The sequence below is a fragment of the Pseudomonas tolaasii NCPPB 2192 genome (genome assembly GCF_002813445.1).
GTDB classification, from domain to species: domain Bacteria; phylum Pseudomonadota; class Gammaproteobacteria; order Pseudomonadales; family Pseudomonadaceae; genus Aquipseudomonas; species Aquipseudomonas tolaasii.
Genome location: NZ_PHHD01000001.1, coordinates 6,131,435 through 6,152,198, shown reverse-complemented (window position 1 = coordinate 6,152,198; position 20,764 = coordinate 6,131,435). Strand labels below are relative to the sequence as shown.

At 57.6% G+C, this 20,764-nt stretch carries 13 protein-coding genes and 3 pseudogenes; 15 read left to right on the top strand and 1 reads right to left on the bottom strand.

Features of this window, described 5'->3' with window-relative positions:
* The first annotated feature begins 437 nt into the window (after positions 1-437).
* From ATI14_RS27995 to ATI14_RS27970, 7 genes and pseudogenes are all read left to right on the top strand, one after another.
* The gene (locus ATI14_RS27995) at positions 438-1,343 is read left to right on the top strand and encodes an AraC family transcriptional regulator (protein ID WP_016968896.1); all 906 of its coding nucleotides are present in this window, start codon (positions 438-440) and stop codon (positions 1,341-1,343) included.
* Between the two features lie 209 nt (positions 1,344-1,552).
* Positions 1,553-2,166: pseudogene (locus ATI14_RS27990) on the top strand (extracellular solute-binding protein); the annotation flags it as partial.
* 73 nt (positions 2,167-2,239) lie between these two features.
* Positions 2,240-2,377 (top strand): annotated as a pseudogene (locus tag ATI14_RS31535) (sugar ABC transporter permease); the annotation flags it as partial.
* Positions 2,372-2,749: pseudogene (locus tag ATI14_RS27985) on the top strand (ABC transporter permease family protein); the annotation flags it as partial. The pseudogenes ATI14_RS31535 and ATI14_RS27985, both read left to right, overlap by 6 nt.
* Positions 2,750-2,897: 148 nt before the next feature.
* Entirely contained in the window at positions 2,898-3,998 is a 1,101-nt protein-coding gene (locus ATI14_RS27980; RefSeq protein ID WP_016968897.1) for an ABC transporter ATP-binding protein, read from the top strand.
* Between the two features lie 15 nt (positions 3,999-4,013).
* The gene (locus ATI14_RS27975; RefSeq protein WP_016968898.1) at positions 4,014-5,516 is read left to right on the top strand and encodes a mannitol dehydrogenase family protein; all 1,503 of its coding nucleotides are present in this window, start codon (positions 4,014-4,016) and stop codon (positions 5,514-5,516) included.
* Between the two features lie 44 nt (positions 5,517-5,560).
* Positions 5,561-6,469 carry a carbohydrate kinase family protein gene (locus ATI14_RS27970; protein ID WP_016968899.1) on the top strand — a complete coding sequence of 303 codons (909 nt, stop codon included), beginning with the start codon at positions 5,561-5,563 and terminating at the stop codon, positions 6,467-6,469.
* A gap of 272 nt (positions 6,470-6,741) precedes the next feature.
* On the opposite strand, the gene ATI14_RS27965 is transcribed toward ATI14_RS27970, so the two are convergent.
* Positions 6,742-6,903, bottom strand: a complete 162-nt coding sequence (locus ATI14_RS27965) for a hypothetical protein (RefSeq protein ID WP_231124392.1) — start codon at positions 6,901-6,903, stop codon at positions 6,742-6,744.
* Between the two features lie 274 nt (positions 6,904-7,177).
* Here ATI14_RS27965 and ATI14_RS27955 point away from each other — a divergent pair, with 274 nt between their 5' ends.
* From ATI14_RS27955 to ATI14_RS27920, 8 genes are all read left to right on the top strand, one after another.
* Complete coding sequence (locus tag ATI14_RS27955) at positions 7,178-8,662, top strand: sigma-54 interaction domain-containing protein (RefSeq protein WP_031319371.1); 1,485 nt, start codon at positions 7,178-7,180, stop codon at positions 8,660-8,662.
* Positions 8,663-8,827: 165 nt separating this feature from the next.
* Positions 8,828-9,499 (top strand): vWA domain-containing protein, encoded by a 672-nt coding sequence (locus tag ATI14_RS27950; RefSeq protein ID WP_016968903.1) that lies wholly within the window; start codon positions 8,828-8,830, stop codon positions 9,497-9,499.
* Positions 9,499-10,200, top strand: coding sequence for a PP2C family serine/threonine-protein phosphatase (locus ATI14_RS27945; RefSeq protein WP_080519971.1), 702 nt, complete (start codon positions 9,499-9,501; stop codon positions 10,198-10,200). The genes ATI14_RS27950 and ATI14_RS27945 overlap by 1 nt, the downstream gene beginning before the upstream one ends.
* A complete protein-coding gene (locus ATI14_RS27940) occupies positions 10,197-11,591 on the top strand; it encodes a protein kinase domain-containing protein (protein ID WP_080519972.1) in 1,395 nt (464 codons plus the stop codon). Before ATI14_RS27945 ends, ATI14_RS27940 begins: the two co-directional genes overlap by 4 nt.
* Positions 11,592-11,597: 6 nt before the next feature.
* Positions 11,598-15,005, top strand: coding sequence for a DEAD/DEAH box helicase (locus ATI14_RS27935; protein ID WP_016970312.1), 3,408 nt, complete (start codon positions 11,598-11,600; stop codon positions 15,003-15,005).
* Entirely contained in the window at positions 14,989-16,482 is a 1,494-nt protein-coding gene (locus ATI14_RS27930) for a hypothetical protein (RefSeq protein WP_080519973.1), read from the top strand. The genes ATI14_RS27935 and ATI14_RS27930 overlap by 17 nt, the downstream gene beginning before the upstream one ends.
* Complete coding sequence (locus ATI14_RS27925; RefSeq protein WP_130886736.1) at positions 16,482-18,938, top strand: AAA family ATPase; 2,457 nt, start codon at positions 16,482-16,484, stop codon at positions 18,936-18,938. The genes ATI14_RS27930 and ATI14_RS27925 overlap by 1 nt, the downstream gene beginning before the upstream one ends.
* Entirely contained in the window at positions 18,935-20,761 is a 1,827-nt protein-coding gene (locus ATI14_RS27920; RefSeq protein WP_080519974.1) for a hypothetical protein, read from the top strand. Before ATI14_RS27925 ends, ATI14_RS27920 begins: the two co-directional genes overlap by 4 nt.
* Positions 20,762-20,764: the final 3 nt, after the last annotated feature.

Here is a 20,764-nt window from a genome sequence, read left to right as displayed (position 1 = left end):
TGCCGTCAGAGCGAAGGTTGAGCTCCGTTCTGGGCAATTAGGTGCAAATTCAGTCATGCGAGGAGCTTTTTCGTGGTATGGGCAAAGCTGCGGCACTGTTGGTGCCGCCGTTCATAAAGCGTAGATATTTACTGGCGGGTGTTGGTGAGGTGTGTCTACGAGGCGCTTGCGGTGGCTAAAAAATCCAGAAATTAACCGGTGATCTGATCGTCTTTGATCCATCGTTGTGTTCAAAGCTGACGGTATCTGAAGAAAGCTAGAAATGCTTGGCTGTTTCAGGCTATCCCTAGAGGCTCTCCTATAGTTTATCATGCTTGTTAGCCCGTTAGGCTAAGCGTTGTTACTCTGTGGCATATGCGCGATTGGACGAATGGTGTGGCTATAACTGTCGCGAAAATAGACCTTGTAAGATGCAATAAAACAAAAAGCAGTCTAATGTGAACCGCTCAGCGAAAATTACTGACCCTTCCTTCGAGCTGATGGACGACCACAACGGGTTGTCCATCATCTATCGCCAGCACGGATTTCCCTGCCCGCTGGTGCGTTGGCATTTCCACAAGGAGTACGAACTGCACCTGATAGTCGCGAGCTCCGGCAAGGTGTTCATCGGCGATTACATCGGCAATTTCTATCCGCAAACCCTGTTCCTGACTGGCCCCAACCTACCTCACAACTGGATCAGCCAGATTGTCGAAGGTGAAGTGGTGCCCAAGCGCGACATGTTGGTCAACTTTTCCGATGAACTGTTCGACAAAGGCCATCAGGTGTTTGCCGAGCTCAAGATCCTGGTGCCGCTGTTGAAGCGTGCGCAGTACGGCATCGAGTTTCGTTGCAAGCACACGATTGGCATGGCGATGGACCTGATGCAATGCATTGCCAGCACCCGAGGTATGACCCGCCTCGGACACTTTTTCATACTCCTGGAGTTGCTCGCCGCCTGCGAAGATTATCAACTTTTATCAGGTGCGACGACGCTGCAATTGGCCGACGAGCACCACATCGATCGTACCAATCGAGCGGTGGATTACATCTTTGCCCATTACGCCCGGGATCTGCCGCTGGAGGAAGTGGCTGAGCACCTGGGCATGAAACCGACCTACTTCAGCCGGGTGTTCAGGCAGGCCACCGGGCGCTGTTTCATCGAGTTTGTCAATCGCCTGCGAATCAGCAAGTCTTGCGAGCTACTGGCCGATGGCGTTAAATCGGTAACTGACGTGTGCTTCGAATCAGGCTTCAACAATATCTCCAATTTCAACCGGCGCTTTCAGCAGCAGAAGGGCATGACGCCTTCGCATTACCGGCGGTTGGTGGTGCAGCGGTTGACCGAGCAAAACCAAAGTTGAGTTCGCTCCCACGAGTGCTGTATTTCAACCCGATAACCTATACGAATTCGATCGTCTGTCATCGCTGTACAGCCCTTCCCTGTGTCGTTCGCTGTAAAATTAAGTGCAAAATAATATCAATCTAAATGCGAAGGATGATTTGTTTTGCCCGCAATTGAAGTCTGTAATTAGCGCATATTCTGCCAACCGTCGAAAGATACGAAAACAACGTCAACACCATGAAAAAATCCGGCACACAGGTGGCGTCAAGCAACGATCTCAACGAAAACCTTGCGCTGTTCAACAGCGAAAAATGCGTAATCTGGGTCGATGCCAGTGTCGCCGGCTCGTTCGTCACCGACAAGATCCAAAGCAAGGTCAGCGACCACGTCGGCTTGAGCCATGCGCCCCACGAGGTTACCGACAAAGGCTCGGCCTGGTTGTACTTCTGGGCATTGGCGATCCCTACCAGCTACAAGGCCAAGGAGGCGGCAAAAACCTTCAGTGCCTGGGCTACGTTCAAGGAGTTCGGGGCGTTGGTCGCGGAAAAGATGGCGTCGCCAACGAGCCGCCCGGTAGCCGAGCCTCGGCCTACAGCGAGGCGTGCTTGAACGCCGCGCCATTTGTCAGAGTCACGCTGGAGTTGCTCATAGCCGCGGCCCCGAGCAAGCCGAGCGCCAAACCGGTGCAGTACATCGGCATTCAGTTAGTGATCATCCCGGAGTTCCTGGGCATTGGCATCTAGGTCGGCAAATTGTTGTTCTCGGCGCTGATCGACCAGGCCCTGGCCGCTGCCCAGCAGGCCACCGAACGGGAGATGAAGCGCGCCGGGTACCCGAAATAACCACGCAGTCCCGCTCCCACATTGGAACTTCACTGGTCTACACGACTCGGTTCTTACGCCATGAATATTTCAAATGCCAAAGCTCACCCGGATATCAAGTCGCGTGGCCAAACTTGGCCGGTTTCTGGTCAGTCCCTCGGTGGCCTTGTTGCTGTTGTGGATGATCGTGCCGCTGGGCATGACCCTGTACTTTTCGCTGACCCCCTACGACCCGATCAACCTGCCGATTGTGGTGTGGATGGTTTACACCTACTTCAAGGACATCCTCGAAGCTGCCCCCTGGATTGCGCACACTCTGGCAGGAGATGGTCCGCGTTCTGCTGCCGATTGCCAAGGGCGGCCTGGCCTCCACCGTGTTGCTGTCGCTGATCCTGTGCTGGAACGAGGCATTTTAGTCCTGAGCCTGACTTCGTTGGCCGTTGCGCCGTTAACTGCGCTGATCGCCTCCAACTCCAGCCCCGAAGACTTGTTCTGGGCCAAGTTGTCCGCCGTGTCGTCCCTGGCTTGCGCGCCGATCCTGAATTTTGGCTGGATCAGCCAGAAACAGCTAATGCGCGGTTTGTCCTTCGGCGCAGTGAAATAAGCCCGCTGTTCATAAATCCCCTTGTGGGAATGGGCTTGCTCGCAATAGATGTCAATGATAACCCGTTGTCTGAAGGATAGTCGCGAGCAGGCTCGCCCCCACAAAAATCCTGCACGGCGCACCAAATAAGTTCAAATGGAGGCCCACCATGGCCAAACTGAAAATCAAGAATCTGCAAAAACGTTTCGAAGGCTTTTCCATCATCAAGGGCATCGGCCTGGAAGTGACCGACAAGGAGTTTGTGGTCTTCGTCGCCCCCGCGGGCTGCGGCAAGTCCACCCTGTTGCGGCTGATTGCCGGCCTTGAGGAAGTCTGCGGCGGCACCATCGCGCTTGGCCGCGACATCACCGAAGTCAGCCCGGCCAAGCGCGACCTAGCGATGGTGTTCCAGGCCTACGGCCTGTATCCGCACATGAGCGTGCGCAAGAACATGTCCTTTGCCCTCGACCTAGCCGGGGTGCCAAAAGCCGAAGTGTTAAAAAAAGTCAGTGAAGCGGCACGTATTCTCGAACTCGGGCCGATGCTTGAGCTTAAGCCGAAGCAACTGTCCGGTGGCGAGCGGCAACGCGTTGCGATTGGCCGGGCCATCGTGCGCAACCCGAAAATTTTCCTGTTCGATGAACCACTGTCCAGTCTCGACGCCGCGCTGCGGGTGCAGATGCACCTTGAACTGCTACGCCTGCACAAGGATTTGCAAGCGACCATGATCTACGTGACCCACGATCAGGTCGAAGCGATGACCATGGCCGATAAGGTAGTGGTGTTCAATGGTGGCAGGATCGAGCAGGTCAGCTTGCGTCTGGACCGTTACCACCAGCCGGCCAACCTGGTCGTCGCCGGTTTTCTCGGCACGCCGAAAAAGGGATTTCTCAAGAGCAGCGTCAGCCTTGTCGAGCGCCAGGGCTGTGAAGTTTTGCTGGATGCCGGCACCCGCATCACATTGCGAGTGAGCTGCGCCAGCCTGAGTGTCAGTGGCGCGGTGACTCAAGGTATTCGCCCGGAGCATTTAGAACTGGCCATGCCTGGTGACTGCACCTTGCAGGTCACTGCCGACGTCGGTGAACATCTGGGCAGCGACACGTTCTGCCACATGCGCACGGCGTCCGGCGAGGCCTTGACCATGCGCGTGCTTGGCGACCTAGCCAGCCGCTACGGCGAAACATTGAGCCTGCATTTGAATGCCGACCACTGCCATTTGTTCGATGGCAACGGCGTGGCTGTTACCCGACCACTGCGCGCTGCCGCCTGATTTCAGGGATCTTGTATGAAACTCACTAAAAAAAACCTCAACCGTTTCGCCCCAGAGGTGATTCTGCCCGCCTACAACCTGAGCGACACCCGTCAGGGCATCGCCCATATCGGCGTCGGCGGCTTCCATCGCGCCCACCAGGCGTATTATACCGATGCGCTGATGAACCTGGGCGAAGGCCTCGAATGGGCAATCTGCGGCGTCGGCCTGCGCGGCGAAGACCGTCGTGCCCACGACCACCTGCACGGCCAGGACTGTCTGTTCACCCTGTTCGAACTGGGAGACAACGACGCCACCGAAGTGCGGGTAATCGGCTCGATTCGCGACATGCTGTTGGCTGAGGACAATGCTCAGGCACTGATCGAAAAACTCGCCGACCCGCAAATCCGCATCGTGTCGCTGACCATTACCGAAGGCGGTTATTGCATCGACGACAGCAACGGCGAATTCATGGCCGATCTGCCGCAGATTCAGCACGACCTGAGCAGCCCGGCGGCCCCGAAAACGGTGTTCGGCTTTCTCTGCGCTGCTCTGGCCAAACGCCGTGCCGCCGGCACGCCAGCCTTCACCTTGATGTCCTGCGATAACCTGCCGCACAACGGCGCCGTGACCCGCAAGGCTTTGCTGGCCTTTGCCGCTTTGCTCGATGCCGATCTAACGGGCTGGATCGCGGCTAACGTCAGCTTCCCCAACGCCATGGTCGACCGCATCACGCCGATGACCAGCGTTGAACATCGCCTGCAACTGGCCGACCAGCACGGTGTTGACGACACCTGGCCGGTGGTTTGTGAACCCTTTGCGCAATGGGTGCTGGAAGACAAGTTCGTCAACGGGCGCCCGGCCTGGGAAAAGGTCGGTGTGCAATTTACCGACGATGTCACGCCTTACGAAGAGATGAAGATCAAGCTGCTCAACGGCAGCCATCTGGCCCTGACGTATCTGGGGTTCCTGAAGGGTTACCGGTTCGTCCATGAGACCATGAATGACTCGCTATTCGTACGCTACATACGCGCTTACATGGAGCTGGATGTGACCCCGCAGTTGGCGCCGGTGCCGGGAATCGACCTGACCGAATACCAGAACACCCTGGTCTCACGCTTCTCCAATCGGGCGATTGCCGATCAGCTGGAGCGGGTGTGTTCGGATGGCTCGTCGAAGCTTCCAAAGTTCACCGTGCCGACCATCAACCGCTTGATTGCCGAGGGCCGGGATACCCGGCGCGCGGCGCTGGTGGTGGCGGCCTGGGCTATGTATTTGAAAGGGGTGGAGGAGAATGGCAATATCTACTTGATTGCGGATCCGCGGGCGGCGTTTTGTCAGGTATTGGTGGCCGATGATGCATTAATCACTCAGCGATTGCTGACAGTTGAGGAGATTTTTGGTGTGCAGATTCCTAACTCTCCCGAGTTCGTGGCGGCGTTTGAATGGTGCTACAACAGCTTGCGGGATGTGGGAGTGACACAGACGTTGGAAAAAGTTCTCACCATTCCCTGCGGTTCTCCAGAACCCATTGTGTAAGGCCAGTCGGCCGAGAAATCTCTTTAATCAGAAAGGAAAGGACGATGGTATTGCCTCGGGCAATCGTATTTGGTGAAGCCCTGACTGACATTGTCCAGGGCGTACCCGGACAGTGGCAGGGTTTTGCGGGCGGTGCGCCTTGGAACGTTGCACGAGCGCTCAGTCGCCTGAGTGTCAGCAGCTCCTTTGCAGGGGCCGTCAGTACGGACTCGTTGGGCGACGAGATAGCCCTACAGTCAGAGGTGGCAGGGTTAGATATGCGATTTATACAACGAGTGGACCGAGAGCCCTTGGTCGCCATCATTCCGTCAAGCCGCCCGCCTAGGTACTTTTTTGCCGGGGATGCCGATCTGTTTTTCGATACGGGCCTGCTGCCGCAAGGTTGGCTTGACCATACCGAAGTTTGTCATTTTAGCTGCATCAGTCTGGCTCGACAGCCATTGGGAGATCGTTTGGTCAGCCTCGCCGAACAGGTGAAGCGCGCTGGCAAACGAATTAGCTTTGATCCGAACTGGCGCAATTTGATGGACAGATATTACCGGGAGAGCACTTTCCCAACGATGACCGCCCTGGCTGACATGATCAAGCTGTCCGATGAAGACCTTCGTCACCTCTATCCCGGATTGACCGAACATCAGGCCATGGATGAGTTACGTGCGCTCAACTCTAGGGCGCAGATCCTGTTCACCCGAGGTGCAGACGGAATGATTCTTCATACGTCGGACCGTCAATACGAACAGCCCGCGATTCTTGGGGACGTTGCCGATACTGTGGGGGCGGGCGATGCGAGCATGGCGGGTTGGTTGGCTGCAGATTTGCTGGGAATCACCGATCTGAAGGAGCGTCTGCGTTTTTCAACTGCTTGCGCCTCCATATCGTGTCGACATACCGGAGCCTATGCACCAACGTTGGCAGAAGTTAAAAATCTACTTACCTCGCTACCCAGTGGCTGAAGAAATGGAAAAGAGGCTGACGTATCGATGCGTATTTCAGCATCACACTAATGTCGAGCAAGCATGTTTCCGTTAGGACGCGTGAAAATAGTTACAGAGATGCCTATTTCTTGATTCAGTGCTTGCTCTTCAGTTTAATGATCTGTTGGCGCCTACGCCGAATTTCCCCAGTTGCTGAGATTTCACTGACCCAGTCTGACTCCTCGCGAATCCTTGTCTGTGCTGGACTTTTGAAGGTTTGGAGGTGGGGCAGTCTTGTCTCGGCACGTAGGTCAATTCATCGTCGGCGTGAACAGCCCAGCCCGAAGAAGTAAAAGCCTTGCCACCTTGGTGGCGAATTGCAGCTTGTAAATTTCCAGAGCGTCATACCTGTGATAGCCGAGTTTCGCATCTCGAACGAGAAGATTGATCATTTCGTTAATCGACTCTTGCACGTACCTCTGCTTCCAAGGCATTCAAGATTCAAAATCTGGCTGATTGCATAAGCACTGATTGGAGCCGCCTCCATCGTGGTGGAGAGTGCGTGTAGCCTGCCGCATCAGCCTGATGCTAAATCGAAGTAAATAGGATCATGTGGGTGCCTACTAACGGATAGATGTTAAATGGCCACGTTTTAAGTATAAAGGCATTTGATTTGATATCTGGTAGCGATAGTCCTTGATCGTGATGAGGGCCTTCGTTAGCAAAAGGATTTGTTGGAGCTCAGGGATGGTTGCGGTAAAGCATAAGGTTTTGGTCAGTTGGATCGGCGCTAACGATTTGAAAGCGGTGATCGGCGAGGGGGCGGGGCCTGTCCGTTCGGCCCTCGCTGCTGTCGATTTCGATGTCGTCGAACTCTTGTGTGCGTACCCTGCGGAGCAGGTTGAGCGTTATCTTCGCTGGCTCCGCGAGCAAGTCGATATTCCCGTCACGGCCTATGTCGAGCCGTTATCCTCCCCTGTGCATTTCGGCGAGATTTATCACGCGGCCAATCGGCATCTGCAGCGGTTGGTGGGAGAAGGGGCACATCTTTCCATCTTGCTGAGCCCCGGAACACCTGCGATGCAGGCGGTGTGGATCCTGTTGGGCAAGACCCGTTACCCCGCAGTGTTCTATCAATCTTCGTTGGAACAAGGTGTCCAGCAGGTTGATATCCCCTTCGAAATCGCTGCCGAGTATGTTCCAGCGGCCAGCGCAATCAGCGGCAACCAGTTGGCCAAACTGGCTGAGCAGCAAGTGCCGGTGGATGCCGCGTTTGACAGCATTGTCGCGGAAAGTGGTCGCATGCTGGCCATCAAGGCACAGGCCCACGTTCTTGCTGAGAAAGGCGTGCCGGTCCTTATCTATGGAGAGACGGGTACCGGCAAAGAGTTGTTTGCCCGAGCCATCCACAACGCAGGAACGCGCGCTAGCCAGCCGTTCGTAACTGTCAACTGCGGTGCTATTCCCTCTGAACTGGTTGATTCCGTGCTCTTCGGCCACAAAAAAGGTGCGTTTACCGGCGCGATTGCAGATCGGCTTGGGGTGTTCGAACAGGCTCATGGCGGGACGCTATTTCTTGATGAGTTCGGTGAACTGACCTTGGCCGTGCAGGTGCGGCTATTGCGTGTACTGCAAGAGGGCACCTTCACGCCGGTCGGTGCCAGTCGTGAAGTGCAGGTGAATGTGCGCCTGATCACCGCCACTCACCGCAATCTGATGGCAGACGTCGCACAGGGCAGTTTCCGTGAGGACCTGTTTTATCGCATCGCTGTAGGTGTCCTGCATCTGCCGGCGCTGCGCGAGCGCGAGGGTGACCTGCGGCTCTTGACCGATGCGCTGCTGGCCGGTATCGGCAGCCAAGATCCCAGCCTGAAGGAAAAAAAGGTTTCGCTGGAGGCCAGGGAACTCATCCAACGGCACCCGTGGCGCGGCAACGTTAGGGAGTTACACGCCACCTTGCTGCGCGCTGCGCTCTGGTGCCAGGACTCGCTGATTACCCGGGGCGATATTGACCAGGCGTTGTTCAAACTGCCGGCGCAGGACAACGACCTGATGACGATGGATGTGTCCCAAGGGGTGGACATCAACCACATCATTTCCAAAGTCGTGAGCCACTACGTGCGTGGCGCATTGGCCTCAACGGGCCAGAACAAAACCCGAGCCGCCTTGCTCCTGGGGCTCAAGAGCCAGCAGACCCTGAGCAAGTGGATCGAAAAGCACTGTGTCGAATAACAAGCGAGGGTAAGAAAAATTACTTTGAAGTAATGAATATTATTTTTTTCGGGCGTTATTGATCCTTGTATTTCGTAACTTATTGTTTTTAAAGAAATAAATTATTCTGGCACGAAGCTCGCTATAACCAGGACGTCACTTACTGATTACCAAGGAACCGTTGAAATGTCAGAGCTCAAGAAATTCCAGATCCAAGCTGCCCGTCCTTTGCCTGTGATTGTGCTGGCGGACACCAGTGGCAGCATGTCGGAGGGCGGCAAGATCGAGGCGTTGAACAGCGCGCTCCAGGACATGATCGCCACCTTTGCCCATGAAAGCCGCCTGCGCGCTGAAATCCAGGTGAGCGTGATCACCTTTGGCGGCAGCAGCGCAGGGTTGAACCTGCCCTTGACCCCGGCCCATAAAATCCAAAGTTTCAGCCAGCTCACGGCGGATGGCGCCACGCCGTTGGGCGGCGCATTGCGCCTAGCCAGTCAACTGATCGAAGACAAAGACATGGTGCCGTCCCGCGCCTACAAACCGGTGATTGTGTTGGTCTCCGATGGCTACCCCAATGACGAGTGGGAGACACCTTTTGCGCAATTGCAAAATGGCGAGCGCTCCTCCAAGGCTGCGCGCTTCGCCATGGGCATCGGTGCCGATGCAGATGTGAGCATGCTGGCTGATTTCGCCAATGATCCGGAAGCACCGCTGTTTCAAGCCTCCGAGGCACGGGATATTCATCGCTTCTTCCGTGCCGTGACCATGAGTGTCAGCGCCCGTAGCCAGTCGTCGACACCCAATCAAACGCTCCCGTTGGAGTTGCCGCCTGCCGACGATCAAGACTGGGAATTCTGATGCGCCTGGCAGCTTCGGGTGCCAGGGTCATCGGGCTGGGGCATCTGCAGGACGGCGTGGTCAACCAGGATGCCATGGGGGTCTATGGTATGCGTCAGGGGTGGTGCATCGCGGTCTGCGACGGCCTTGGCAGCCGGCGCCTGAGCCACATCGGCTCCAGCAAGGCGGTACGCTTAGTCAAGCAACATGCCAAGCAGGCCTTCGCCGTGTCTGCACAAACACTGGGGCAGGCCATTCGCTGGTCCTGGCTTGAGCATTTCGGCACCCGCTATCGCGATTACGAAACCACCTGTCTGTGGGCCCGGGTCGATGCCCGCGGCCGCGGGCAGGCCGGACAGATAGGGGATGGGCTGCTGCTACTCAAGAGTCGAGGTTCCTTCCGGGTGGTCAGCGCGGCGCGCCAGGGGTTTGGTAACCAGACCGACACCCTGGGCCAAACAGGCGAGGGGCTGTGGCAGACCTGCGAATTTGAACTGGTACTGCCAGGCGATGGAGTGCTTCTGATGACGGACGGCATCAGTGATGATCTGATTCCTGAACAGTTGGAACCTTTTTTCGATGTGGTTTACCGCCGCCTTGCGCGCAGCAACAGACGCCGCATGCGAACCTGGTTGGAGCGAGAAATGAACGCCTGGTCCACGCCACTTCACGGTGATGACAAGAGCATCGCCGGTATCTTTCGAACGGATCACAAACAATGACCGCTACTCAGCGCAGTACCAAGCATGTCCTGGATGAAAAGGGCACTCGCTACGACTTGTTGAGCGAGATGAGTCGCGGCGGGCAGGGTGTGGTGTATCGCACACAACTGCCTACTGTCCTGGTCAAGGGGTTTATCCATACTGACTTCGATGCCAAACAACTCTGGTATCAGCATATGGCATGGTTGATCCGCCAGGATCTCAGCGACCTGAAACTGGCGCGACCGCTGGCACTCCTCCAACCGCCGCGCTTTGGCTATGTAATGGAACTGATGGACGGGCTAGTTCCATTGCAAAGCCTGTTGGACAGTTTTGTCGCCGCCGAGGACGATGCCCCCAGTGATTACCTGGCGCAGGGCGGCCTGCGTCGGCGGGTCCGTATTCTTTGCCAGTTGGCCAGGACCTTGAACCAGCTGCATGGGCGCGGAATGCTCTACGGCGACCTGTCCCCAGCCAATATTTTTGTGTCTGATGATCCCGGGTTTGCCGAAACTTGGCTGATTGACTGCGACAACATCAGCCCGCATGCCCACAGCGGTCTGACCCTACATACTCCCGACTATGGCGCGCCGGAAGTAGTGCGTGGCGATGCCATGCTGTCGAGCCTGACGGACTGTTGGAGCTTTGCTGTCATTGCCTATCGTGTGTTGACCCATAACCATCCTTTTAAAGGCGAACTGGTCGAACTGGGTGAGCCAGAGGAGGAGGACGCGGCGCTACGGGGAGAGCATCCATGGATCAATGATTCGGATAACCCCGATAATGCCTGCTTTGCCAACCTGCCGTTGCAGTTGGTCGAACACAGCCGCTTGCCAGCGCTGTTCAGTCGCTGCTTCGAGCAGGGCAAGCACGATGCAACCGCTCGCCCGGGTGTCGCCGAATGGTTGGAAGCCCTGGTGGAGATCGACGAACGCATGGTTGAGTGCGCCGAATGCTCCGCCACCACGTTGATGCCGAGCACTGGCGTTGATTCTGCGCACATGGCCTGCTTTTTCTGCGATGCACCGGTCGACTCCAAATTAGTGGTGTTTGAAGAGTTCATCTGCTTGGCGCCAGAAGAAAGGGATGCCGAACTGCCTGACCACCGCATCGCCACCGGCCGCCGTGTGTACCTGCAACCCGGGGCAGATCAAGAGCTCAAGCGGTTGTTGCCCTCGTTCAGTTATGACCGCTGGCCCACCTACCATGTACGCCTCGAATACACCGACAAGGGACTTGGGATCCACCAATTGCCAGACGGCGAGCTGTACCTGCAAGGCGAGGGTGATCCCAAGCAACTGGGGAAATTTCAGGGGCTCAAGGCGACGCGTCGTGGCCAGTATGACCAGCCATACCAGTTGCATATCGGCCCTCCCGAGGAAACCCATGTCGTCTGGCAATTCCGGTGGTGATGAACGATGAACCTTCAAGAATTTCCATTGTTTTGTGCGGATGTGGTGAGCCTCTCGACGACTGAGGAAACCCAGTCCTTGCGCGTGAACGAAACGATCACCGTTCAGCGCTACCAGGATGAGTGGCTGCTGGTACAGGGCGACGAGCGTATCGTGGTGACCTGCAATCCGTCGCAAAGCAACCTGTTCGTCCCGTTGGCGTCACGGGACCAGGTGCGCTGGATGCTGGCAGCGTGCAAAAAAAACCAATTGCAGGTGCAGTACTGCGCACCTGCTGATGTATCGGCCATGAACCTGGAGTTCAGGGTCGACGGGCTGATTACCGACAGCCTGTACACCCATCAGGAAATCGACCAGAACGATGCTGAACAGGCCTGCCAGTGGATGCTGGAGCAGTTTGTCGTCAAGGCTGCACACGAAGGTGATTGGCTGGCCCTTTCGCGCTTCAATAACCCCGCAGCCAAGGGCGGCTTCCAGGTGTTGGGCATGGAGTGGCGCGCCGATATCGAGCGCACCGCCGACGGTGCGCTGCTGGTAAAACGCGTGGCTCGCCATGTGCGACGCAGCGATTCTTTTTCGTTGCTGGTGGGTGACTTTGCCTTTCGGGATGCGTCCGTCGCGGCGCAGCTCAACAGCCCAGCCCAGCAAGTGCTGCTCAACGCTATGCTGCGCGACAATGCGAGCTATCTGGAATTGTGGAACCTGTACAACGACAAGGAATGGCAACGAGCGCTGCAACAGGCCCAGACCCTCAAGGCGTTGCGGTTCGTACGCTATGAAAGTTTCCAAAACGGTCGAGAAAATGCCTGGCGCTTGTGGCCCAAATCTCCAGAGGCTTACCAACTGTTCTGCGAGCGTCACAAGGGCTTGGACTTGTCTCGAGATACCCAGTTCGACCTGGGAGACGAGCCGCCGGACTGGTCAGAACAATTGAGCAATGAAGCGCCGTCCGCCTCGTTTGCTCCGACTCCCCGTGGGCGGATCCGCTTTGAAGCGCAGTGTCTGGTGTTCACTCCAGTGTCGACACATAACGACGTCAAACCCAAGAGCCCCGTGGGCTGGCTATATTTGTCCGTTGCAGGTAACCGCACTGTTGGAAAGCGACGCCTTATCGCCAAGCAGTCCATTGATTCCGGCAGGCGCTTGCCGTCTCTGAGATGGTTGCTGGAAGGTTTGGCCATACCGGCGGAGCGGCGCCGCACGCTCAAGGCCCTGACACCCTACGCCAAGGAGTCGTTTAAAGGTGGCCAACCCACCGGCAAACAGATTGATGCGTTGGACAGGGCACTCAACACGCCGGAACTGGCGATCATCATCGGACCTCCGGGTACAGGCAAGACCCAGGTAATCGCAGCCTTGCAGCGCAGGCTGGCGGAAGAAACGCGCGAGCACAACATTGCCGGGCAGGTGCTGATCAGCAGCTTTCAGCATGATGCCGTTGACAACGCCTTGGAGCGCAGCGACGTATTCAAATTACCGGCCACGCGCATCGGCGGCAGACGTCGAGATGCTGAAGAAGATAATCGCATCGATCCCTGGCTTGAACGCCAAGTCGATCATGTTCGGGGCAAAATTGCCCAAGAGTACGAACGCTATCCCGAATTGGAGCCCGTCAGCCGCCTGTCACAGAACTTGCTGATGGCTCGTGTCTCAAGCCTTTCACCAACAGAGCGGGCCGATGCGTTCAAGGACATGTTGGCGACGACCCGTTCACTGGCACAACACGGCCTGCTCCTGCCGGCACGCTTGGAGCAGGCGTTGCGGGACTATATCGAGCAGATTAACCCTATGCCTCCCGGACGCGGTGCCGACACACTCGACAGCGCAACCTTGCGCCGCATTCGCGCCCTGCGTATTAAGCCTGGCGCCTTCAGTGATGACGGTGCCGACCGTGCATGGGACTTGCTCAGTTGGTTGAGGCACCACGATTTTGCGCTTGGTGAGGAAATGCTTGAGCTGCTGGAGCAAGCTGCCGATACCCGGCAGGCCTCGCAGGATTTGTTGCAGCGCCTGGCCGAGGGCAAGAACCGCTTGTTGGATCGATTCCTGCCTGATTACCGTCCTGCGCAACTCACGCACAAACTCGATGCTCTGGGCATCAGCTTGATCGACCAATTGGAACAGCATCTGCAAGACAAGATTTCCCAGCGCAAGCTGGGTGTGGCGTGGGTGTTGGAGCAACTGGCCGGCAGTTTGGAAATGGACCGTGTCGCCGCCATGGCGGCGGCCCAAGAATACTCCATGGTGGTGGGCGCCACCTGCCAGCAGGCGGCCGGCCGCCAGATGGCCAACCTCAAGGCCGTGTCAGACCTGGACAGCACGGACATCGAGTTCGACACCGTCATCGTTGATGAGGCCGCGCGTGCCAACCCGCTGGACCTGTTCGTGCCCATGGCGATGGCCAAACGGCGGATTGTTCTAGTCGGCGACGACCGGCAGTTGCCGCACATGCTGGAGCCAGAGGTCGAGAGCCAGTTGCAGGAGGAGCATGCACTCACCTCTTTGCAGCTGGAAGCCTTGCGATCGAGTCTTTTCCAGCGGATGCGCCTGATGTTGCAAGACCTGGAGAAAACTGACGGCATTCGCCGCGTGGTGATGCTCGACACACAGTTTCGCATGCACCGCGTGCTGGGGGATTTTGTCAGTGCACAGTTTTATGAAAAAGTCGGGTTAGAAGCGGTCAAGACCACGCGCAAGGATGATGAGTTTGCGTTTGCGCCGGACTTTATCCGGGCCTTGGGCAACGACGGTGGGCATTACGAAAACAAGGTCTGCCAGTGGATCGATGTGCCGGCCAGCGCGGGCCTTGCGCAACGTCTGGGAGGGACTAGCCCCATGCGCGAGACCGAAGCCGAGCGGGTCGTGGAAGAGGTTAAGCGTTTGATGATCGCGGGCGGTGAAGCCCTCTCCGTGGGGGTGATCACGTTTTATGCCGCACAGCGTGACCTGATCATGGAAAAGCTGACCCAGGTGCAGATCGATGGTGTGCCCTTGATGGAACGCAAGAGCACCGGCATCGAGCCCCATGAGCAATTCAAGTGGGCGAAAAAAGTCCGCGGTGATGGGTCTGAGTACTCAGAAGAGCGACTGCGGGTTGGTTCGGTGGATGCCTTCCAGGGCAAGGAGTTTGATGTAGTGCTGTTGTCCTGTGTGCGCACCGGCCCGCAAGGTCGGCGCGGGCCGGCCGGGCGTGCCGAAGATAGCCCGGAGAAGTCCCGGGAGACCCTGCTCAACGAGCGATACGGATTCCTGCGCTTACCTAACCGGATGAACGTGGCCATGAGTCGCCAGCGCCAGATGCTGATCTGCGTCGGTGATGCGGCGCTGGCGACCCATGTCGATGCAGCGGAGGCCGTGCCTGCCCTAGTGGCATTGCACCAACTCTGTGGAGGTGCGCATGGCAGTCTTCGGTGAGTCGGGAACCTACCTCAAGTTCGGCGAAAGGCCCCATGGAAGCTCTCGCGCCGTGTTGTGGCCGGTGTGGGTACATCGAGTCCTTTACCCCGAAGTCACGCGTGCACGGTTGAATCTGTTTCAACGTGCCGTATTGGGCCTGATCAGGGCCCAAGTGGTGCGGGCAGAGGCGATTGCCGAGCTGACCAACCTGCATGAAGACCTAATCAAGCTGATCCTCGCCCAAGCTGTCAGCAATGGCTGGCTGGTGAACCATGCGGATGCCGTTACCCCTAGGGGGTTGCGCATGTTGCTCGACGAGGAGGAGGCCAGTGCCAATCTCAAATCCGGGTACCTCTTCCAGGACGCGCTCGGCGGTGAACTTTGGCCACGTTTCGAGGCAGAGCTCAAAGACATCGTCCCGATCGAAACACGTGGACAGTTCCCGGTCTTTGCCCTGAGCAGGAAAACCGGTCAAACGACTGCTCCTTTTTTGCTTCTGCCCAACCAACGTGTACAGACGGCCTGCAACACGCCAGCTTTGATGAAGGCCTATCGGGATTATCGCGAGGACTACCGGGCAACTCTGCAGCTGTATGGCAAGGCTGATCTGCCCGAGCAGATCAAGCTGCAAGGGGTGGAGCGCCAGGACGCCCATGCCCGGCTCGCTCATGTCCTGGTGTGGATTACGCCAGACCCTGATGGTGGGCAATTGTGGGCAATCAGAGACCCGTTCGACCTGCGTGACCAGGCTTGGTGGTTGGAAAGCCGCTTGTTGCCGTTGGTGAAGACAAACCATGGGCTGCTCAAGTACCTGTCAAGTCTGGTAGAGGCACCTCGCGGCGACGAGCAAAGCGTCGAAAATTGGCTGGCAGATCTGCAAAAGCAGGCGGATCTTCGGGTGTTAACCGAGTTTCCTTGGGTCGAGCGCCAGACGGATATCAAGCGTTACCTGGCAGCACTGCTTTCCCGCCAAGAAAAACTCACCCAAGGCGATACCGCCGAGAATGAGCTTGAAGCAGCCATGACTGAGTGCCAGAAGTTGTTGGAGGTGGTTATGCAATGGCTGATAGGCACGTTCCCGGTCGACCCTGCCCTGATGCCCATGAGAGAGCAGCGTGCTGGCTATCACGCCAATCACAAAATCCTGACGTCATTTCGGTTGCCCGCGTTCAACGCCGAGGTCGTTAGGCAATTGGCCTGGCAAAAATTGGATCAGGTTATCTCGGCGTGCTCCAGCCCCAGCAGCTCCCTCAAGGCTCTGCTCTTTGCCGCCGGATGGGGCGCGAGCAGCCATGCCGGGCATCCCTTCAAGACTCTGACCGATGAGCAACTGCAACTGGAACAGCTTTTAGCGCTGGCCACACTACGTAACCAGGGCAGCCACGCTCACAGCAAATTTACCGGCAAGAAGGTCACCCCAGTGACCGTACCGATGGCGCAGCAGCACATTCAATACGCCCTGGGCTTCACCGAACGTTTCAAGGAATGGATGTAATGGCCAAAAATAATCGTAACTCCCCTTATAGCGCCCAGATTGGCGGCGCATCCGCACCTGCCAAGACTGCTAATCGCGTGCAATTGGAGAAGCAGGTGCCAATGTGGAGCGCCTCCTTCGGAAACGCCTCCAAGCTGTATACCGGTGGGGCCCTGGCACTTGATTTTTCAGTGGATGAAGCCTTCTTGAGCAAGCTGGTCGCCCACATCAGCGATGACGACAGTAAGGCGTTTTCAACTTGGATCGAGCGCTTCGCCCAGTTCTGCAAGGACTTGGGCAAGCGCGCAGATACACTGCTCGAAGAGTATGAGGAACGCTGGGAACTGACCAACCAGGCCGGTAGGAAATGTGATGCGCGGATGCAACAGCTGGATGAGCGTGAGGTGGTTCTTGGCGTACAGAGTGAGGCCCAGACTCTTCGCCAGGCCGAGTTTGAACGCGTGCAGCAGCGGCAGGCGCAAGCTGATGGCGAACTGGCGCAGCGCGAGCGTGAGGTCATGCTGCGTGAGGTCAACGCCGAGTCAGGGTTTGCCGAGCAAAACCGCCAGGCGCTGATGGCCCTCGAAGAGCGCCAGCGTGTGTTGGGCAAACAGCATGACAGCGAACTTGGGCTGCTTCAGGAAGAAAAAAAGGCCCTGAACCAGGAGTTGCGCCAGCTCGCCAGGCAGCTCGCTGATGTGAAATTCCGTTGCACAGAAGCCGAGGCTGCCCGTGCTGAAGTGTTGGATACCCGTGAAGATGCGCTTGCACAACGCGAGCAGCAGGTGGAGGACATCACGCGCCGCTTGAACCGGGAGTGGGCAGCAGTCAAGGAGGCGAAGGCGAACCAGCAGGATCAGGTTGCGCGCGAAATGGAGCAGGAGCGCGACGGCTTCGCACGAGAGCTAGAACGCGTGGGAACGCGCGAGCGTAAGGCCTGGGCAATGGTGGATAAGCACGCAATTGAGCTGTCTGAGCTGCAATTGTTGAAAGCTCAGTTGGGGGACCAGTCGGCGACGGTTCTGCTCGACGAATTGAGTGCACTGCGTGAAGGCAACCGGATGCTGCGTACCCGCCTGGACCAATCCGACGCGGCGCAATTGCAGGACGATGTTGATGAGTTACGCCGGCAGCTCGCGGATCGGGACAAGCAGATTGCCGACATCCTTCCCTTGTACGAAAAGTCCAAGCGTGAAGTCAGCATGACGCGCGTTGCGGCTACTGACCTTGAATCAAGCGAGCGGCAACGACGCGTGCTGGAGGTGCATAAAACGGTGTTGGACGCCAAGCTCAGTGAGCTGGCTACCACCGTTGAGCAACTGACCAAGGCCCAGAAAACCCAGACACCATTCCCGGCCATGTCCTTGATGGACACCCACAAGGACTACCGTGCTGGCGCTGAGTTGGAGGACGTACCGGCCCTAGGGCAGTTTGCGGTTGAATTGCAGCACCGCATCGCCACCGCTGAAACCTCGGTCCACCTGTTTTACCCCATCGAAGACATTCGGGTGTTGCTGGGTGGCCTGGCCATGAGCCAGCTGCATGTGTTCCAAGGTATCAGCGGTACAGGTAAGACCAGTTTGGCCAAGGCCTTCGCCAAGGCCATGGGCGGCTTCTGCACTGATATCGCCGTACAAGCTGGTTGGCGTGATCGGGATGACTTGCTGGGGCATTACAACGCCTTTGAGCGGCGTTTTTATGAGAAGGACTGCCTGCAAGCCTTGTACAAGGCGCAGACCCCGCGCTGGGAAGACGCCTGCAACGTGGTGCTGTTAGACGAGATGAACTTGTCCAGGCCCGAGCAGTATTTTTCCGAGTTCCTTTCAGCGCTGGAGAAGAACGATCCCAACGAGCGCCTGATCAGCTTGTCTGAAACCGAGCTGCCGGGTGCGCCGCTCAAACTCAAGAACGGTCGGGAAATCCTGGTGCCAAACAACGTTTGGTTTATCGGTACCGCCAACCATGATGAATCCACCAGCGAATTGGCCGACAAAACCTATGACCGTGCCCATGTAATGACGCTGCCCAAGCAGGATGCGCAGTTTGACATCCTGCCTTACGAGAAGAAACGGTATTCATTCTTCTCGTTGTACAAAACCTTCAATCGGGCGTGCTTGCTCCATGAGCCGCTTGTAAAGGACTTGCTCGGCAGGCTGACCCGCGATGAGTTTACCCAGCAACTGGCCAGCCATTTTGATCTTGGCTGGGGCAACCGCTTTGAGAAACAGGCACTGCGGTTTATTCCGGTCATGCTGGAGACCGGAGCGAGTGAGGGCCAGGCCCTCGACCATCTGTTGTCCACTCGAGTGATGCGCAGGGGCAAGGTCACGGGGCGTTACGATGTTGGCACCACCGATGTTACGGAGTTGATGCGGGCGCTGGAAAACTTCTGGAAGAAGGCGAACCTCAAGGGCGATCCGACCAAATCCCTGGACCTGCTGGCGGCGGACATAAAGCGCCGGGAAGGGCATCGTTGAACTGGTTTGACCGACTGTTGGGCGAACCCTTGGCCACGTTGCCCGGACTGGTCGAGCCTGGGCGCTTCTGTCGGGCAGGCAAAACCGACGCGACGTTCAACGGCCACACCCTGCTGCGGCAAGACATCCTAGTGCCTGATGGCAGCGATCGCTGTCAGCTGGACGATGAACTGCATGGCTTCGTACCGTCGAATGCCTCGCTGTCTCCTCAGGCGGAGCTGTTTGCTAGTGCGCTTGAGTCTCTAGATGCTGAGCGTTCGCGAGGGGCAACCTTGATGTCGCCGTTGATGCCGGCCGAGGTCATTAACGGGCAAAGCCACCTGTTGCGTTTTGAGGACCTGCTGTTGGAGGTGATCAAAAAGGGTCACTTGCATCAGGTATCACTGCGCCCGCGCGTGGACCTTCACTACGAAGATGAGGTCACGGATGTAGCCCGGGTCAAGCGCATGGCCAAAGGCGCGTTGGTGCACCTGGCGTCTCACTCGGAGTGCTGGCAGCGCCAGACCTTGAGCGGTGTCATCCCAAGGAAAGTATTGGCGCGTTTCAGCGAGGACGACTACAACACTTACGAAAACCGTGTGTATGCCTGCCTGCTGGACCGTATCGAGCGGCATCTGTGGCGACGCATCGCGACCTTGGAGCAGCTCCAGGGCACCCTGAGCAAGGCGCTGGAATTCTATGGGGCCGATGGCGTTGATCATCGACTGGCCAATGCCATTTGCGCGCTCTGGGGGCAAACCTTCAGTAACCAGGAAATGACCAGCGAAGCTTCGCATTTACTGGGTGAAACCCTGCGGCAATTGAAGGCTGCCTCCAAGGCGATAGCCGGGTTGAAACAGACTGGGTTGTATCCGCTGGTGCCTCGGTCGGCGCAAGCCAGCGGTGGCCTACACTTGACCAATATCCTCAGTCACGACGCGCACTATCGTCACGTGGCGGTCTTGTGGGAGGAACTGCGCAAGGTAGAGGGGCGTGCGGGAAAAACACCGCAGGAGCGCCATCAGCAAAACCGTCACTTGGCGAGTGCTTACTCGCGCTATGCCGGGTTGATGTTGCGCCACGCCCTGGCCCCTTACCTGGATGGCAAGGACGAGGCGCAATGGGCGGGGCGAACCCTGAGCCTGCGCAGTTCGGGCCTGGAGTGGGAACTGGTGAGCGCCCTGCCAGGAGAGCGCGCCAAGGTGGTGTTGACGGTGGTGCCCTGGTTCAGCTTTACCGAGCGGTCGGGCGATGCCCCTGGCCAGCCCCAGCGGATCATTGCCTGGCCCGCATTGGAGCAGGTCAGCAACGAGGCGGCGCTCGAGGCGGGTTGGATAGCGCTTTCGCCCTTTGATCTCTACGGTGTGGAGCGCTTTGGCCATCTGGTTGATGCGATTCTCTGGCAGCCGCTGCTGCAGGCCTATGGAACACCGATTACCAAGGTGCCGGGCACAGTGATGCGCGGGGCGGGAGAGCCGGTGAGTGCCATCAGCCTGGAGCCGGGATCGGCCCAGATGGTGCTTCGCGAGGTCTTGCCGGAAAAACACCTGGCCCAGTTGCAACAGGCACTGAACGCCGCAAATGCCAGCCAGCAGGCCGAGACCCTGGGGTTGCGCCATCAGGAACTTGTGGCGCTGCAGGCCTGCCCGGTCTGCGGGTCGCCCGTGCGGTTGGTACTCCAACAGCCGGCTGGCTTCAAGGCCAACTGTGACAGCTGTGCAACCGAGCGCTATCTGCGCCACCAGGCACGCCACTGGGTGTATGAGCAGAAACTCAATGCAGAGGTCGATTTCCGCAAGGTCGGGCGCCGGGCGACACACATCCAGGGGCCACGGCGCCCTTGACTC

Coding starts and splice junctions, on each gene's coding strand:
- ATI14_RS27940 (WP_080519972.1), top strand. CDS start 10,197: ATGACCGCTACTCAGCGCAGTACCAAGCATGTCCTGGATGAAAAGGGC.
- ATI14_RS27980 (WP_016968897.1), top strand. CDS start 2,898: ATGGCCAAACTGAAAATCAAGAATCTGCAAAAACGTTTCGAAGGCTTT.
- ATI14_RS27930 (WP_080519973.1), top strand. CDS start 14,989: ATGGCAGTCTTCGGTGAGTCGGGAACCTACCTCAAGTTCGGCGAAAGG.
- ATI14_RS27950 (WP_016968903.1), top strand. CDS start 8,828: ATGTCAGAGCTCAAGAAATTCCAGATCCAAGCTGCCCGTCCTTTGCCT.
- ATI14_RS27975 (WP_016968898.1), top strand. CDS start 4,014: ATGAAACTCACTAAAAAAAACCTCAACCGTTTCGCCCCAGAGGTGATT.
- ATI14_RS27945 (WP_080519971.1), top strand. CDS start 9,499: ATGCGCCTGGCAGCTTCGGGTGCCAGGGTCATCGGGCTGGGGCATCTG.
- ATI14_RS27970 (WP_016968899.1), top strand. CDS start 5,561: ATGGTATTGCCTCGGGCAATCGTATTTGGTGAAGCCCTGACTGACATT.
- ATI14_RS27935 (WP_016970312.1), top strand. CDS start 11,598: ATGAACCTTCAAGAATTTCCATTGTTTTGTGCGGATGTGGTGAGCCTC.
- ATI14_RS27955 (WP_031319371.1), top strand. CDS start 7,178: ATGGTTGCGGTAAAGCATAAGGTTTTGGTCAGTTGGATCGGCGCTAAC.
- ATI14_RS27925 (WP_130886736.1), top strand. CDS start 16,482: ATGGCCAAAAATAATCGTAACTCCCCTTATAGCGCCCAGATTGGCGGC.